This is a genomic window from Shewanella eurypsychrophilus, from assembly GCF_007004545.3.
Taxonomy (GTDB): domain Bacteria; phylum Pseudomonadota; class Gammaproteobacteria; order Enterobacterales; family Shewanellaceae; genus Shewanella; species Shewanella eurypsychrophilus.
In genome coordinates, this window is the sequence record NZ_CP045503.2 from 3,378,450 (window position 1) to 3,393,764 (window position 15,315).

Below are 15,315 nucleotides of genomic sequence, written 5' to 3' on the forward strand. Positions count from 1 at the left end.
CAGAGGTAGCTCATGTTTGTTGTACGTTGGATCTTAGGCCGTATCATTCTCATTTTAAATTTCATTTTTACTCCCAAGAAGCGTAAGCGTCCAGTGGATGAGCAAGTTAAAGTTGATGGTGAAACTAAGCTATTGTCTTTATACCAATACAAGGCATGCCCTTTCTGCGTCAAGGTGCGCCGTGCCATGCGTCGTCAAGGCCTTAATATTGCAACAATCGATGCAAAGAAAGATACCCACCAGCAAACACTGATTGAACAAGGCGGCTTCGCAAAAGTGCCTTGTTTACGTATAGAAGAAAATGGTGAAACACGCTGGATGTACGAATCTTCAGATATCATCACATACCTAGATAAGCGTTTCGCTTAACTGTCTATAAGCGGCCTTCACTGGTCGCTTATTCATTGACCAATCTATGTAAAAGACTGTCAATAAACTGCGAACCTGTTACTTTTACGTTATCCTGCTGGAACTGATACCCATCGGTATTGCTAAGATAAAACTGGCTACCAGCCCTAGTTCATAACAACAACAGAGTCAGCATGCCTAAACATCTAATAAAAATATGCATCTCCTTAGTATTGATTAACTTGCTTAGCTCTTGTGCAGGCACAAAAACAGACCCGGCTGATTTTGATGCAAAAGTAAAAGACAGATTCAAAACAGATATTCGTGGCAACGGTATTAAATTATTTACTTATAAGGCAAAACTTGCTCAAACAGATGATTATGCTTCACAGCTGCCTCATCAGCAAAGGGCCGAGCAAGCCAAAAGTGCTAAGCGTTCTCGCTCTAGTCGCAATGAGGTTGATTTAAGTGACTGGACTGAACAAATTGAACTTGGCTTAACTAAAACTTTAGATATGACCGGATACTGCCGTGAAGGTTATATGGAATTAAGCCGGATCATTGAAGTGGGTCGTGGGGAGATCCGTGGAGAATGTAACGAAGGTGCAACTGATGAAGACAGAGAGAAATTCTCTTCCTAGTAGAAAGAGATGCCATGAAAGGTCAGCAGGCCTTAGTTAAACACCCGTTCCGAGCTGCTTTTACTGAATTAAGTCACACTCACAGTCAAGTTTTATACATGAACACGGCTCAGTGACTAGCTTGGTGGAGCAGATTAAGTTAAAATCCGCTCCCAGTTTCAATCTGTCGCTATACGAGCGCCAGATATATATTTAGTTCGGTAGAGAGCCATGAATAAAAAACAGAAAATGATCAAGCTAACGGCGAAGCGTGCCAAGGCTCGTAAAAATAAGCATACTGCTCCTACGATTAAGAAATATATCTCAAAAGCCGATCGTGCTAAAGCATTAGCTCAAGAGCAAGCAGAAGCCGCATTAAAGACGACAGCTGAAGCCAGTGAGTCCATCTCGGAAAATAAACCAGAATCTGAGCCACAGGGTTCTTCTGAAGCAAAAGACTAGAAAGTCACCATATCCGTCATTCTAGATATCTAGAAGACTAAAAAGGGAGCCTAAGGCTCCCTTTTTGTTACGTCTCAACAAGCTAGGGTTTAGCTGGCCTTATTATCTGAGACTTTAAGCAGATCGGTCACTTTATTACTCGCTTCACAGTCTTGCTCTTCGCTGATCTGCGCCATTTGGGCGCACGAAGATGAGAGTGGATTAGGACTGCTTGGACTCATATCCGCATCGAGTTCTTGCTGTGCTCTAAATTTTGCTTTCTCTTCATCTGAACTTAATTCAACGGACTCGCTTAAGGTTGTCACTCTCACCTTTTCTAACCAATAAAAGGCCGTTATGACACCGAGTATACCAAAAATAATGCCTCCGATTGATTGTCCAATCAGCACACCTTCAACGCCCCCCCACTTCGCTCCAAAATAAACAAAAGGTATAGTTCCCACAGTTGCCTTGCCTACATTGAAGAAGGTCGAATACTTAGCCTTACCCAAATTATTAAAAGAGGCATTAGACACGAAGAGTGCGCCAGAGAACACAAAGAACACGGCGATATAGGTACAAAAGAAGCGGATAATCTCAGCGCTATCCCCTTTCATATCAAAGACGGACACTATCTGCTCTTGCAGAGACATTAAGATCAGCGACACCACAATCACATACAAGGCACAAAACTGCAGCGCCTTAGTCAAGCTCTCTTTAACCCTATCAAACTCATGAGCGCCAAAGTTCTGACCAACAATTGGACCGATTGCACCAGAAAGAGCAAAAATCATCCCAAAAGATACGGGTATTATTCTGCCTATTACCGCCCAACCAGCAACATAACCATCACCAAAATCGGCAATGGCACGAGTGACTACCGCATTGCCGATCGGAGTGGCTATATTTGTCATCATAGCTGGGCCTGCAATCGCAAAAATAGGTTTCAGATCGGCAATAAAGTGAGGCATATTAAACTGGCCAAACAGTTTGTGCTTAACGATCACGCCACGAGCGGCGATAATTAGCACAGCTAAACGGGCAAAGACAGAGGCCACCGCCGCCCCTTCAATTCCCATACTTAAAGCAAAAATAAAAATAGGATCGAGTACCAGATTTACGCCGCCACCCGCTAAGGTAGACATCATGGAGAGTTTAGCGTCCCCCACTGCTCGCAATGCCGCACCAAGCGCCATTGCCAGACAGATAAAAGGCAGTGACGGCACTAATATATACAGGTAATCTGCGGCCAACTCTGCCGTATGTCCTTTCGCTCCGACAAGAGATAACATCTCAGGAATAAACGTAGTCACAATGGCCGATACCACAAGTGACATCAGCAAGGTGACAATAGCACTGTTAAGTAACAGGCGTTTAGCCGTCTCGTGGTCTTTAGCACCTATTGAACGTGAAACCAGCGCGCCTAACGCGATAGATAATCCTATGCCAATTGATGTGGTGAAAAACGAGATGGTACCCGCATAGCCAACGGCTGCTGCTAGCTCCTGCTCCCCAAGCAAACTTAAGAAGAATATATCGATCAAATCGACCACGAAGAGCGCTGAGATCCCCACCGCGGCGGTAGAACTCATCACCATGATGTGACGCATGATAGAGCCTTGAACAAATTTAGCTGTGGTCATCTCTTTCCTTGATCTTATCTTACCGAATTAAAAGTATTCGTATTTATCACTCAGACTTAGAGTTCTTTTTCCAGTTCGCTGCCACAGTGGTCACAAAAAACCGCATCATTTTCATGACCTGTTTTTAGGCAGTTACTACAACGCCTAAGATCTTTATGCCTACTGATCTCCTGAGAGATCTCAGCAGTTAATATTCCGGTTGGGATAGCAATAATGGAATAGCCCAATAACATGGTCAAAGCCGCGATAGCCTGACCTAAATTAGTACCTGGTGTAATATCGCCATAACCCACCGTCGTTATAGTGACAATCGTCCAATAGATCGACTTAGGGATCGAGGTGAAGCCATTTGCAGGTCCCTCAACCACATACATCACAGCACTGAGGACCATGACGATTAGGCTCACAGAAAAGAAAAAGATAAAGACTTTACGGCCTGACTGTATCATAGCCCTTAACAAAATATTGCCTTCGCTAAGATATCGTAACAATTTAAAGACTCTGAAGATTCTAAACAGCCTTAATATTCTGATAACCAGTGTAAAACTCGCCCCAGGAAAGAATAATGCTAAATAGCTAGGCAGCACAGATAAGAGATCCACCACACCATAAAAACTCCGCGCATAACGAATGGGATGCGCCGAGCAGTAAAGTCGAAGAAGATATTCGGCAGTAAAGATAAGGGTAAACCCCCACTCCAACACGCCAATCCACTCTCCATATTTGTCATGAATACTGGCAACGGTATCTAAAAAGACTAGTGCGACACTGAGAATGATGCAGACCATCAGGCTGATATCAAAATATCGCCCCAATTTAGTATCTGTTCCGAAAATTATCCTACGAAGCTTGAGGCGCACAGTATCGCCGCTCACAGGTGGTTGCTCTTGATGCATGAAAACACACGTTCCTTGATCTGGATGTAATTGAAATGTCTGAACACAGTAAGCTGAGTTTGCCCTAAACTCAGTTCTAGTTTCGCACTTGGGTTTAATTAAGGCACGTAACCAGACTCATCGGCTATTTTGCCACTGATCCATCCCAATACCAAACACAGTACTCTTTAGAGACACTTTGCTTATTGTCAGATTAAGGTATCATTAGGCAAGTACATCCATTTTTGATGAGTTTTTATTAGCTGATGCGCATTTTTATTTCACTATTAGTTCTAGTCATTGGCGCGAGTCTGTCTTTAACGGCCTCAGCGGTCAGCTCAATGCAAAACTCCTTATCAAGCTCCACCGTAGCCAATATCGGTAAAATTGATCTGGTTGTAGTCACTAAATCCACTGCGACCATGGCATTAATGCGTGATGGAAAAATATTACGACGCTATCGCATCGCATTGGGTGACCGACCTTCAGGCCATAAACTCACCGAAGGCGATCAACGCACTCCTGAAGGCCGCTACATACTCGACTATAAAAAGTCTGACAGCGCCTATTACCGCGCGATACATATTTCATATCCAAATGAAGAAGATAAACTAAGAGCCAGTGCTTTAGGTATTCAGCCAGGTGGACAGATCATGATCCACGGACAAAACCCTAAATCAGATCTCAGCGCCGAACAAGCACAACAATATAATTGGACCGACGGCTGCATCGCCATTACTAACCCCCAGATGGATGAATTATGGCGCGCTATCGATACCGGAACCCCAATCGAAATATTGCCTTAATCCCCTAAGACTTGGATTTCCCCACCATGAAGAACACACTATCAGCACAGGTGTTAATAGATACCTGGCCAGCTTTCTCCGGTCAGATCACGGCCTTTTTAGATGAACTTGGGCTGCAGAAATTACAACTGTGTTGCGATCATGTCGCATTACGAGTCAACACTAACGAAGCTGCGAAACTGCTGAGTGATGACTTTACTCAGCAAGGTAAAATCATCTCAAATAACATGATCAACGGCCGGCCTATTTTAATTTTCGAGCTAGATAGCCCCATGCAATTGGCAGAGATGAGCATAGACTGTGTTGAACTGCCTTATCCGAGTGATAAACAGTATCCGGTAGAAGGTTGGGAGCATATTGAGCTGGTATTACCCTGCGCTGCGAAGACCTGTGAAGCGCTTAGCCAAGAACTGATAGCCTTAGCGCCTCAACTGCAAGCAGTGCTTGCTGGACAAACAGAGATAAACGTCAAAATGAGCTCGCCTCAAGGGGAACATGAGCGTTTAGCTAACCCGACGATTGCCTTTAAGAAAGACAATATCTGCATCAAGATCCATCCACATAGCATTAAAGCCGTGATCGCATCAGAGCAAGCCGACTAGCATTCTACTGGCTAACGCTTCGCTCACTGGAACTTATACTAGTACCAATTGGTATAAACTTAAAAAGCATATGAGATTAAAAAGGTGAGCCATTAGCTCACCTTTTTATTTTTAGCGACTGATATTAGCGTCCAATGTCGAACCGAAACGGCCTTCTATCGAGTTAATGCTCTCTCTAAATTTTTCTAGAACTTGTACTGCACCGATGCCTTGATAGAGCGTCCATCGCCAAACATGGCACTGTTACTACAGCCACCTCTGAGGTAATCAGCATTCAATAGGTTGTCAATGTTGACTCTAAATATCGCCTGATGATCATTAGCAAAATTAACCTTATGGCTATAACCCATATCTACTTTCACATAAGCTTCTTTCGAGAACTCATTAGGTGTATCACCAAATCGCTCACCCACATATACTGCACCTAGAGATAGCTGGCTATTGTCTGTGACGTCATAATTAAACCAAGTACTGGTGCTAAATTTTGGCGTGTCTTTAGAGCGCTTCCCCGCATAGAGAGGGTCTTGAGTAATTCTGGCATCTAGGTACATCATAGATGTCAGTATCGATAAGCTATCAGTTAATCTCCCCTCTAGAGAAAGCTCAATCCCTTGATGGCGCACCTTACCACTCTGAGTCGTGACGGGTTGCTTGCCACGTTTATCTGTCACCACCTTGTTGCTTTTCTCAATGGAAAATAGCGCCGTGGAAATAAACAAGCCACCATCGAGAAACTCCCCTTTCGCGCCAAACTCAATCGACTGACCACGCTCTGCGTCTAAGGACTTACCATAGTGTTTATCGTCTGTATTTGAGACGGGATCTTTCGGCTCAAAGCTTTCGCTATAGGTGGTGTACAGGGTGGTACTTTCTGTAGGATGATACAGCAAGCCCAGTTTAGGCAAGATGTTGTTATGGGTCGCTTCTTTAGTCTGCTCCCTATCAAATCTCACCCCCGCTAACAGATGCCAATGATCATTAAACTCGATCATGTCTTGGACATAAACACCATAAGTTTGTCTTTGAACACGCGTGAGTGGGTCACCATATCGATAATCCAGTTCATCGGGCCTGTCGATGACCTGTTTATCACTCATATCCACTCTAGCTGCAATTTTCATTTTCTTCTCGCGGCCACTGCGCTCGTAATCCACCAGACTCGTGCCCATTAACACTCTGTGATGCACCTCACCAGTGTAAAACTCCCCCTTGAGATCAAAAAAAGCCGTCGATACGTCAAATTTTTCATAGGTATTGCGACCGCGCAGTGCATACGTCCCTTTAGCAAGATCTACATCCTGCACCTTGCCATACAAACTCTCTAAGGTTTTGCGCTCGTGCTGCTGCTGGTTGTAGCCCATATTGATAGACCAGCTATCATCGAGATCAGAATTGAGTGTGAAACCAATATTCTCAACCGTCGATTCACGGTTAGACCAAGGCATATCCCAGATATAATCCCTTTTACCGGCCAACTCATACTTTCCGGTCTGTTTATTCTTGAGATGCTGCGGCCCCATCTCAATACCGCCTTCATCCTCAGTGCGGTCATAATTGACACTCACGCTGGTATCATCACTCAGATCTGCCTCTAGCATCAAGGCCCCAACAAAGCGGTCCTGACTCGCATGGCTGCCATCCTTATATTTGCGCCAGCCATCTTGAGATGATTTTGATAAAATAGCTCTCGAGCGAATGCTACCCGATCCGTTTAAACCACCACCGACATCCAACACTGATTGATTAAACCCAAAGGAGCCAAACTCTTGTTGAAAATTAAACTGCAATTCATCAACAGCCCGTTTAGTGACTAAGTTAATCATGCCACCAGGGGTAGACTTACCATAAAGTAGAGCCGATGGCCCCTTGAGCACTTCGACTCTGTCATAAAGTTCAATAGGTTGAGCGTAGCGTGATAGATGAAATTGCCCGTCCCGCAAATAGCTTTGATCCGGCTCTAGCACAAAACCCCGCATGTAAAAACGTTCTCGATTACGCCGAACATTACCCACAGACACGCTAGCATCATTCTTTAATACTTGCCCCAAGGTCGTCGCTCGCTGCGCCTCAATTAATTCACTTCCGTAGACAGAAATAGAACCGGGCGTATCTAGCTGGCTCATATCCATCTTCATGGCCGAGCTGTTTGTCGCAACAGGCTGCTTGGTTCCCATCACGCTAATAATTTCAATATCCTGATGATGTTGATGATCACTGTGATCGGCATAGAGGTAAAAAGGGCTGATTGCGGTCAATACAGCCACAAATGGCTTATTTAAAGGGAACATTAGCGATCCAATCTGTCTGAGGAGCGCACCACCATATCCAGACCTAAATGACTAAGCTTCTTTAAGTGGCGTACAAGTGCTTAGTAAACATGAAGTCGCTAGTCTTCTTTCACAGCCTTTTAAACGCGATTAGAACTAGGTAAAACACCATGAACAACACGATACGTAGAACTTTAGTCATCCTACTTTTCTTTTCCATTTTTTATCTGATTGTCAATGTGCCGGCTTATGCCACACCAGTCGTTAATTGGAATAGCAGTGACGGCATTAACCGTCTGATAAACTCAAACGTAAAAGGTGACTTTTTCTCCCTAGCGCCGCATTTTGAGGGGCAGGAGAATAAAGTGTATTGCGGCGTCGCTTCTATGACGATTATTCTCAACGCCCTAAGAGTCGCTAATGACTCACATGACATCACGCCTGATGAGTCCATCATTAGCCCAGAAGATAGACGTTACTTCAGACAAAAGAATTGGAGCCCGCTTTTTAATCGCTACAGCCAGAACACTGTTGTGACACAAAGCCCTAAAAGCCGACTCGAGATCATGGGGAAACCTAGAATCAAACAGGGACACCAAGCCACCAGTGATTATGGACTTGGCTTATCAGACTTAGCCGGATTAGCGAAAAACCATGGTCTCCATGTGCGAACCTATTACGTTGAAGGCATGATGGCAAAAGACCAAGCAGTTCAAGCGCAGCAAAAATCAGAGCTAGTCAGTGCACTAAAACACACAAATACTTACGCCATCATTAACTACACTCGGGTAGTGCTTAAACAAAAAGGCAGCGGTCACTTCTCGCCTGCAGCTGCCTATGACAAAGCTTCAGATTCATTCCTTATCATGGACGTCTCTAACACCTTCCAAAATTGGGTATGGGTTGATTCAGATACATTATTTGAAGCGATGGCGGCCAAGGATAATGGTCATTCCAGAGGATTTGTTGTGCTATCAGAAGCCTGAACTAATAGCCCTATTGTCCGTTTAAATGTCCAACTAATAGAGCATTACTCAGCAGGAACAACAAAAGCAGCGTTAGGGTTACCAACTTGAAATACAGATAATTTTATTGAATGCTCACGACTAGGTTTCAATACCTGAGCTTATTTGAAGAGCTTCGCCCTGCTGCTTAACCATAATAAGTGGCACTTAATAGCAATACAACAAGGATAATATGAAGTCATTTTATTTATCATTAAATGACTTCATATTGGTTCTCAAAGAAGATTGTCACAAATATTAAGACAATAAAACTCATATTGAATGCTTAACAAGCTAATCAGTAACCTCATAGAATGCCCTGTTAGATTCTTTCAGGGCCGATATGAAACATTTTAGTTATTTCGCTACTAGCTGCATTTTACTCACAATTATATGTGAACTTTGTGTGCCTAAGGTACTAGCAAACCCCATTGAGGACGACTCCCCTCTATCACTAATAGACGCTGAAACCTCCCCTCACCTTAAAGTCGGTCTAGCGCTAAGCGGTGGAGGGGCAAAAGGAGCAGCTCATGTTGGTGTATTACGCTATTTAGAGGCGAATAATATTGCCATCGATTATATTGCCGGCACCAGTATTGGCGCATATGTAGGCGGCCTCTACGCACTTGGGTACAGCGCTGACGATATTGAGCACATCATGCTCAACCTTGATTGGACCAGTGGATTTAATGACACCGTCCCACGTCGCGCATTAAATCACCATGATAAGCAGGATACAGATCGCTTTAATTTGCCGTTTGAATTTGGTTCTATCGATGGTGTTATCCTACTTCCACAAGGAGTTCTGCGTGGCCAAACGATGGCAAACCTTTACATATTATCGGCAGGTGTCGTACCAAACCAAAACTCATTTGACGATCTCGCGATCCCATTTAAAGCCATTGCTACTGATATTGCCACTGGTGAAATTGTTATTTTAGACTCAGGTAATTTACTGACTGCAATGCAAGCTTCAGCCTCTGTTCCTGGTATCTTGCAGCCTGTGGAAATCAATGGCCAATATTTAGTTGATGGTGGAATGGTAAGTAATATGCCCGCAGATACCGTTCGAAAAATGGGTGCCGATATTGTCATTGCTATTGATATCGGTTCAGATCTTGCGCCAAAAGAGGAGCTGCAAGATAGCTTTGCTATTCTTGGGCAGCTATCCACCATGATGACTCGCGCAAATGCCGTCAGCCAAATAGACAGATTACAACCTCAGGATATTCTTATTCGTCCTGATATTAGTCAATTGGGTACCACAGACTTTAACAGCATGCCGCTGGGATTTAAGGAAGGAGAGTTAGCTGCAAAGGCTCATAAAGATCAACTATTCAAGCTTAAGAGTACAGCCCAGCATTTTTCTCAATATCAAGCTGGGCGTCTAGCCTACAAGCAAGCTCTGTTTACGTTTCAGCAGCAAGCTATCGACGTAGTCTCTGTCATCAATAATACCAGTACTAAAACTGAAAAAATTGTAAACACCCTCGCTGTCAAAGCAGGTGATAGCATCAATGCTAGATCATTAGTCGATGCTATTGACCGTGTTTATTCGCTCAACACCTTCGAGCGAGTGAACGCTGAAGTAGTGAGTACTGCTGATGAAGGAAAGGAATTACTTGTTACAACAAAAGAAAAAAGCTGGGGGCCTAACTTTTTTGACATAGGTTTTTCATGGGAGGAGGATTTCAGCGACATTTCCGATCTTAAACTCGATCTGCTCTATAGTATGCATAACGTTGCAGATACAGGTGGCCAATTGCGCTTCGAACTTTCTTCTGGTAGAAAAAAACAACTAGCCACTGAATACCGACTACCACTTGATCCTTTGGGTCACTATTATTGGAAATCTCGCTATCAGTACTCGAAAGAGGAGCAACTCTACTTCTGGGACAATCAAGGTAGTCTAAAAACACTGATAAAGTCTCATAAAATAAGTACATCTCTCGGTATAAACGTGACAAACGACATGATCATTGAACTTGGAATTTCAGCAGAAACAGGTGATGTCATCGGCCCTTCAATCCTCGACCTTGAGATAGATTACGAGACCTATTCAAGTTTTGCCATTATGAGTTATGACACCTTAGACAGTTATAGCTTTCCTAGCGAAGGAACTCGAGTTTATTTCAAAGGAGGCTACAACAAAGATAAATTAAATCAATATACCCTGCCTATTATTGGCGACGTATTCGGTGATGATAGCCTGTTTAATTACGAGTTTTCGCTTAAGCATGCGCTAAGTTTTGAGCAGCATACTTTTATTAATAAAGTTGAAGTCAGCGGTACAAATAGCGACAACGTGAGCTTAATCCATACTCATAAACTGGGTGGATTTCTCAATTTATCTGGTTTACACAAAGATGCCTTAGTTGGATCGCAATTAGTCTATGGCTCACTGGTGTACCAATACCGTATCGATTGGCAAGGTTTTGGGGGAATGCGCATGCCTATCTATCTAGGATCATCTGTTGAAGCTGGCAATGTTTGGCAATATAAGAGTGAGCGATGCTTGGATGATCTCATTTATGCCGCCAGCATTTTTGTCGGGGTGGAATCAGAATTTGGTCCCGCAGTATTGGGCTTTGGTATGAATGACCTACACCACAAAACGTTTTACCTCACCATAGGTAAAACGTTTTAAAACATTAATTCAATAAGAAGCTATTTTTTGAGCACTTCAGCCATGTCAGGCACTATGGTTACTGGATCAAGGCGCATCTGATACCAGTTAACCCGCCAATCTAAATGTGGTCCGGTCACGCGGCCTGTCGCACCGACTTCTGCAATGGGCTGTCCTTGCTTGATGGCTTCGCCCTCCTTGACATAGAGCTTACTCAAATGGAGAAAGCTTGAACTAACCCCATAGCCATGGTCGAGAATAATCGTGCCGCCAGAATAGAACATATCAGGCACAGACAAGCTGATCACACCATCTGCAGGTGCTACCACTACGGTGCCGGTTTTAGCCGCAACATCGACGCCATAATGTGGATTACCAGGTTTGCCGTTATAAACGCGCTGACTACCATACACGCCTGATATCCGACCTGTGAGTGGCCAAATAAAATCCTGGACGAAAGCATTGCTCTCAGAAAACTGACTTCTTGCGGCTTTCACTTGCTTACTGTCTTTTCTGGAACGCTCTACCGCCTTTGGATCTGGCTTCATGATCTTTTTACTGATCCCATTCACTTTGTCTATCTTGTACTGTTTTGTTGCTAACCTAAGAGGCTTAATTTGAGTCAATCCATCTGGGTAGATAAGCGTGAGCTCTTGTTTAAGTTCAGCCTCACGGGAAAAACCGAAGGCAAAAGCGCCATCAGGGGTCACTTTAATCGCTTCATTATTCAGAAAGACCTGCGTCCCGACCTCGACTTGACCACGGATCAAGGCGCCCTGCTCCATCTTACCGACAAGCTCAACCTGAGCGAATACATTGAAAGTAACCAACAAGCTCAACGATATGCTGCATTTAGCAAAAAAAGACATAAAAAACCCAATAAATTATTTAACGGCTTCAAAAAAGCCTTCTAAATAGAAGGCTTTTGGATAATGGCACTTTTTAGCAAGCCTGTCTCGTCATACAAGCTCTATAAGCTATCACTTTAAACAACCAGTGATGACAACCAGATCCTCAAGCTTACTTCTTGCTGCCTTTCACTGAAATAGCCCCTTTACCTATGCCCTCATAAGCGATGACTTTAAACTCACTATTTGGCACTTGCTCTATTAAGGTGTTAGCAATAAATTCAGCCAGCAGTTCTACCGTTGTGTCGTGTGGAATAATCTCACAAGTCGATTTAGGCATAGCGAGTTGGAACTCTCCCTGCGGCGCCTGATAACAGAAACCATAGTGAGTATCTGGACTGACTTTGGCTTGAGGAGAAAGGTTCAAATCATTCAGCTCAACGACATCATCGATGGTCCCGAGATAGATATCTTTCCAACGCTTAGCCCAGTATTCATCCCATTTAGGTGCTGCAATGCCATTTTCGAAGATATTGATTGGGCTACGATGACCGTGAGCAATACGCTGACAGTTGCCATCGTGCTTTTTAAGGCCATGAGAGTAGTGATAAAATGGCGCTTCATGCATCTCATTACGCAGCGTCAGCGCTATACCTTCCACATTGTCAGGCAACTCAGCTCTTAATGCTTTCTGCAGAAAGGCATTAACGCTATCGAAATCGATAATTTCACTGGGGATCAAGGCAAAAGCCTGAGCTGGGCATGCTAAGTGAATATCACCCTGCAGACAGTGAAAGTCCATAAAGACTTTATCGCCGTGTTGCTGCCAACGAACCTCACTGCAGGCGGTGGGGATAAGCAGCCTGTGATCGGCAACTTCATCGATTGTATTCTTGATGGTGCGTTTAACTTTAGAAAAGTCTAGCACCATATTTTGTTCATCTAAGCCGCCATCGAGGAGAACATCAACTATCCAGCTTTCTCCCACCATGCCACGAATAGGACACAAGTATGAAAAATCGATTACGGTTAAATCTCTAACAAAAAGTTGCATTTACGCTCCTAGATGGAAAAACAGTCCACCTTATGTACGTCCACTCGGCAATGGCCAAAGGACAGAAATAGTGTCTCAAGACAAATTGACATTATCTTTGAGGTTTACGCAAGTTTACATGTGATAACACTAATTTTCGACCCGTTTATTACACCTAATTGTAAACTTGGCGAGTCTGCTTGATTTGTCATCAGCATCAGCCTGATAATTGAGTTCTTATCTCTCACTTTAAACCTAGGCAAAACCCATTGCCAAGCTGGTTGGCATCTTAGTCCCAGATGGTCAGCCCCCTGCCGACTGGCGTATCAGTTTTATATTTGGCAAAGACAGAGCCAGAGCGTGCTTTAAGCTCATTCAAGCATGGCAACCTAAAGGAATAATCATTGCCCATGGTGAGTGCATCTGGGAGGATGCTCCAGCCTTTCTCAAACGATCATTTCGCTGGTTGGATTAGCGGCTCTTAAAAGTTTAAATGTACTTCAGGACAAGACACCGCCAATAAAAAAGGCGCTAAATTAGCGCCTTTGATCAAGATAGTATAGGTGATTGTTGAATCGTACATGCTTCAACAATCAATAAAACCTAAATGACTACTGCCCGCCTTTCAAACGACGATCGAGTTGATCTTTAAGGTTAGCCGGAACACCCTTGATCATGATGGTATCTGAAAATATTGAATCGTACATTCACCGCCATGACCTAAGCATTATAGCTCTAAAGAATTACTGACCACCCTTGAGACGTCTATCCAATTGATCTTTAAGGTTAGCCGGAACACCTTTGATCATGATGGTATCTGAAAATATTGAATCGTACATTCACCGCCATGACCTAAGAATTATAGATCTAAAGAATTACTGCCCACCTTTCAGACGACGGTCGAGTTGATCTTTGAGGTTAGCTGGCACACCTTTGATCATGATGGTATCTGAAATAGGATCGTACATTACCCGCTCACCAAGATGTGCACCATCGAAACTAAGCGTCACGCCACCACCGGTACCGGAAAACTTCTTCAGTTGACGTAAGGTCGGCTTATCGCCAGGAAATTCATCTTCAAGCTCATACTCACCGCTTTGAGCAAAATCATAAAATGATTCCATACCACTATCAGCCAATTCATCGGCGAGATCTTTAATCTCAATATCGGCGCCGACGTCACATCGCTCAGTGCAGTAATCGAAGACTTTTTCGCGACACTGTTGACGCTCATCTTTAGTCAGCTCACTGCTAGAAACAAAGTCTTCAACGGCATTCATCAGCTGTTTGTTCTGTGCTTTAGTATTAACACCTTCCACACAGCCCATAAAATCAAGGAAAAAATCAGCGACTTTACGACCTGCTCGTCCGCGAATAAATGAGATATATTTACGTGAACCTTCATCTGCCTGCCACTCTGTCAGATCGATGCGAGCTGCAAGTTGCACATCTTTTAAATCCAGATGAGTATTTTGTGAAAGCTCCATATCATCAAGTACTGTCATTGATGATTTTGCATTCAGCAAAGACACATACAAGTAGTCACTGGTCATATGGGTATAGCAAGACAAAAGCAGGAAGCCGCCCTGGCTAAAGTCATACTTAGATAATTCCTCTTGTAACAGCTTACCCGCAACCCCTGAAAACTCGACGAAACCCAGTTCACCATTACGGTATTCAGTTAACGCCTGCATAAACTTAGGGTTCGCTTCTCCATCTTCGCCATGAGTGCCAAAGTAGCCAAAACCTTTACCCGCTTTTGTTGTATAAGTTTGGTGCAACTCATCCAGCATGGCTTCAACAGCCTCACCGTTTAACAAAGGTTGGGGACGTAAACGGCAGCTTAGCTGTCCTTCACTATTTTGTGTGATGGAATGGATAATGGCTTGTTCGACGTTTATGCTCATAAGTCTCGATAAAGATAATGGTTAAAAGAGTGATATCACCTAAATAAGCTCGCGACCATAGTTGCTGAGCTAGGACCTCATATTAGGCTCAATTTTAATGAGCCTATATTGCCCCAATTGAAATCCTGCTTCAAGAAAATATGGCCCTAATGAAAAAGTCTTATCGACTAATCGGCGACTAAACAAGGTCAATACTCATTGCAACAGCTAAACCGCGCACTTTCCACTTGATTGTTGGCGTTTGAGCCGCATTGATATCGTGCTTACGCTGAAATTCAGTTATCATATGTGCCAA

General features: G+C 43.6%; 13 protein-coding genes. 7 read left to right on the forward strand and 6 right to left on the reverse strand.

Going from position 1 to position 15,315, the window contains the following annotated elements; translation table 11 throughout:
• The first annotated feature begins 12 nt into the window (after positions 1 to 12).
• The 3 genes from FM038_RS14325 to FM038_RS14335 all read left to right on the forward strand — a co-directional run bounded on the left by FM038_RS14325 (position 13) and on the right by FM038_RS14335 (position 1,430).
• Positions 13 to 369, forward strand: coding sequence for a glutathione S-transferase N-terminal domain-containing protein (locus FM038_RS14325; protein ID WP_142874057.1), 357 nt, complete (start codon positions 13 to 15; stop codon positions 367 to 369).
• A 173-nt stretch (positions 370 to 542) separates the two neighbouring features.
• Complete coding sequence (locus FM038_RS14330; RefSeq protein ID WP_142874058.1) at positions 543 to 989, forward strand: hypothetical protein; 447 nt, start codon at positions 543 to 545, stop codon at positions 987 to 989.
• A 210-nt stretch (positions 990 to 1,199) separates the two neighbouring features.
• Positions 1,200 to 1,430 carry a DUF2986 domain-containing protein gene (locus FM038_RS14335; RefSeq protein ID WP_142874059.1) on the forward strand — a complete coding sequence of 77 codons (231 nt, stop codon included), beginning with the start codon at positions 1,200 to 1,202 and terminating at the stop codon, positions 1,428 to 1,430.
• Positions 1,431 to 1,519: 89 nt separating this feature from the next.
• On the opposite strand, the gene FM038_RS14340 is transcribed toward FM038_RS14335, so the two are convergent.
• Both FM038_RS14340 and FM038_RS14345 read right to left on the reverse strand, forming a co-directional pair.
• The gene (locus tag FM038_RS14340; RefSeq protein ID WP_142874060.1) at positions 1,520 to 3,052 is read right to left on the reverse strand and encodes an MATE family efflux transporter; all 1,533 of its coding nucleotides are present in this window, start codon (positions 3,050 to 3,052) and stop codon (positions 1,520 to 1,522) included.
• 56 nt (positions 3,053 to 3,108) lie between these two features.
• Positions 3,109 to 3,948, reverse strand: coding sequence for an ion transporter (locus FM038_RS14345; protein WP_199242697.1), 840 nt, complete (start codon positions 3,946 to 3,948; stop codon positions 3,109 to 3,111).
• A gap of 320 nt (positions 3,949 to 4,268) precedes the next feature.
• On the opposite strand from FM038_RS14345, the gene FM038_RS14350 reads away from it, so the two are divergent.
• On the forward strand, positions 4,269 to 4,733 hold the full coding sequence (locus tag FM038_RS14350) for a L,D-transpeptidase family protein (RefSeq protein ID WP_419555646.1): 465 nt from the start codon (positions 4,269 to 4,271) through the stop codon (positions 4,731 to 4,733).
• A gap of 26 nt (positions 4,734 to 4,759) precedes the next feature.
• Positions 4,760 to 5,335: a VOC family protein gene (locus FM038_RS14355; RefSeq protein ID WP_142874061.1), complete on the forward strand. Its 576-nt coding sequence runs from the start codon at positions 4,760 to 4,762 to the stop codon at positions 5,333 to 5,335.
• Positions 5,336 to 5,520: 185 nt separating this feature from the next.
• On the opposite strand, the gene FM038_RS14360 is transcribed toward FM038_RS14355, so the two are convergent.
• The gene (locus tag FM038_RS14360; RefSeq protein ID WP_142874062.1) at positions 5,521 to 7,623 is read right to left on the reverse strand and encodes a TonB-dependent siderophore receptor; all 2,103 of its coding nucleotides are present in this window, start codon (positions 7,621 to 7,623) and stop codon (positions 5,521 to 5,523) included.
• 149 nt (positions 7,624 to 7,772) lie between these two features.
• On the opposite strand from FM038_RS14360, the gene FM038_RS14365 reads away from it, so the two are divergent.
• Positions 7,773 to 8,588 (forward strand): phytochelatin synthase family protein, encoded by an 816-nt coding sequence (locus FM038_RS14365; RefSeq protein ID WP_142874063.1) that lies wholly within the window; start codon positions 7,773 to 7,775, stop codon positions 8,586 to 8,588.
• 424 nt (positions 8,589 to 9,012) lie between these two features.
• Positions 9,013 to 11,253 carry a patatin-like phospholipase family protein gene (locus tag FM038_RS14370; protein WP_185965838.1) on the forward strand — a complete coding sequence of 747 codons (2,241 nt, stop codon included), beginning with the start codon at positions 9,013 to 9,015 and terminating at the stop codon, positions 11,251 to 11,253.
• Between the two features lie 20 nt (positions 11,254 to 11,273).
• On the opposite strand, the gene FM038_RS14375 is transcribed toward FM038_RS14370, so the two are convergent.
• From FM038_RS14375 to yejK, 3 genes are all read right to left on the reverse strand, one after another.
• A complete protein-coding gene (locus FM038_RS14375) occupies positions 11,274 to 12,101 on the reverse strand; it encodes a M23 family metallopeptidase (RefSeq protein WP_142874065.1) in 828 nt (275 codons plus the stop codon).
• Positions 12,102 to 12,252: 151 nt separating this feature from the next.
• Positions 12,253 to 13,134, reverse strand: a complete 882-nt coding sequence (locus FM038_RS14380) for a 6-carboxytetrahydropterin synthase (RefSeq protein ID WP_142874067.1) — start codon at positions 13,132 to 13,134, stop codon at positions 12,253 to 12,255.
• A gap of 854 nt (positions 13,135 to 13,988) precedes the next feature.
• Entirely contained in the window at positions 13,989 to 15,020 is a 1,032-nt protein-coding gene (gene yejK, locus FM038_RS14385; RefSeq protein ID WP_142874069.1) for a nucleoid-associated protein YejK, read from the reverse strand.
• Positions 15,021 to 15,315: the final 295 nt, after the last annotated feature.

Coding starts and splice junctions, on each gene's coding strand:
- FM038_RS14325 (WP_142874057.1), top strand. CDS start 13: ATGTTTGTTGTACGTTGGATCTTAGGCCGTATCATTCTCATTTTAAAT.
- FM038_RS14330 (WP_142874058.1), top strand. CDS start 543: ATGCCTAAACATCTAATAAAAATATGCATCTCCTTAGTATTGATTAAC.
- FM038_RS14335 (WP_142874059.1), top strand. CDS start 1,200: ATGAATAAAAAACAGAAAATGATCAAGCTAACGGCGAAGCGTGCCAAG.
- FM038_RS14340 (WP_142874060.1), bottom strand. CDS start 3,052: ATGACCACAGCTAAATTTGTTCAAGGCTCTATCATGCGTCACATCATG.
- FM038_RS14345 (WP_199242697.1), bottom strand. CDS start 3,948: ATGCATCAAGAGCAACCACCTGTGAGCGGCGATACTGTGCGCCTCAAG.
- FM038_RS14350 (WP_419555646.1), top strand. CDS start 4,269: ATGCAAAACTCCTTATCAAGCTCCACCGTAGCCAATATCGGTAAAATT.
- FM038_RS14355 (WP_142874061.1), top strand. CDS start 4,760: ATGAAGAACACACTATCAGCACAGGTGTTAATAGATACCTGGCCAGCT.
- FM038_RS14360 (WP_142874062.1), bottom strand. CDS start 7,623: ATGTTCCCTTTAAATAAGCCATTTGTGGCTGTATTGACCGCAATCAGC.
- FM038_RS14365 (WP_142874063.1), top strand. CDS start 7,773: ATGAACAACACGATACGTAGAACTTTAGTCATCCTACTTTTCTTTTCC.
- FM038_RS14375 (WP_142874065.1), bottom strand. CDS start 12,101: ATGTCTTTTTTTGCTAAATGCAGCATATCGTTGAGCTTGTTGGTTACT.
- FM038_RS14380 (WP_142874067.1), bottom strand. CDS start 13,134: ATGCAACTTTTTGTTAGAGATTTAACCGTAATCGATTTTTCATACTTG.
- yejK (WP_142874069.1), bottom strand. CDS start 15,020: ATGAGCATAAACGTCGAACAAGCCATTATCCATTCCATCACACAAAAT.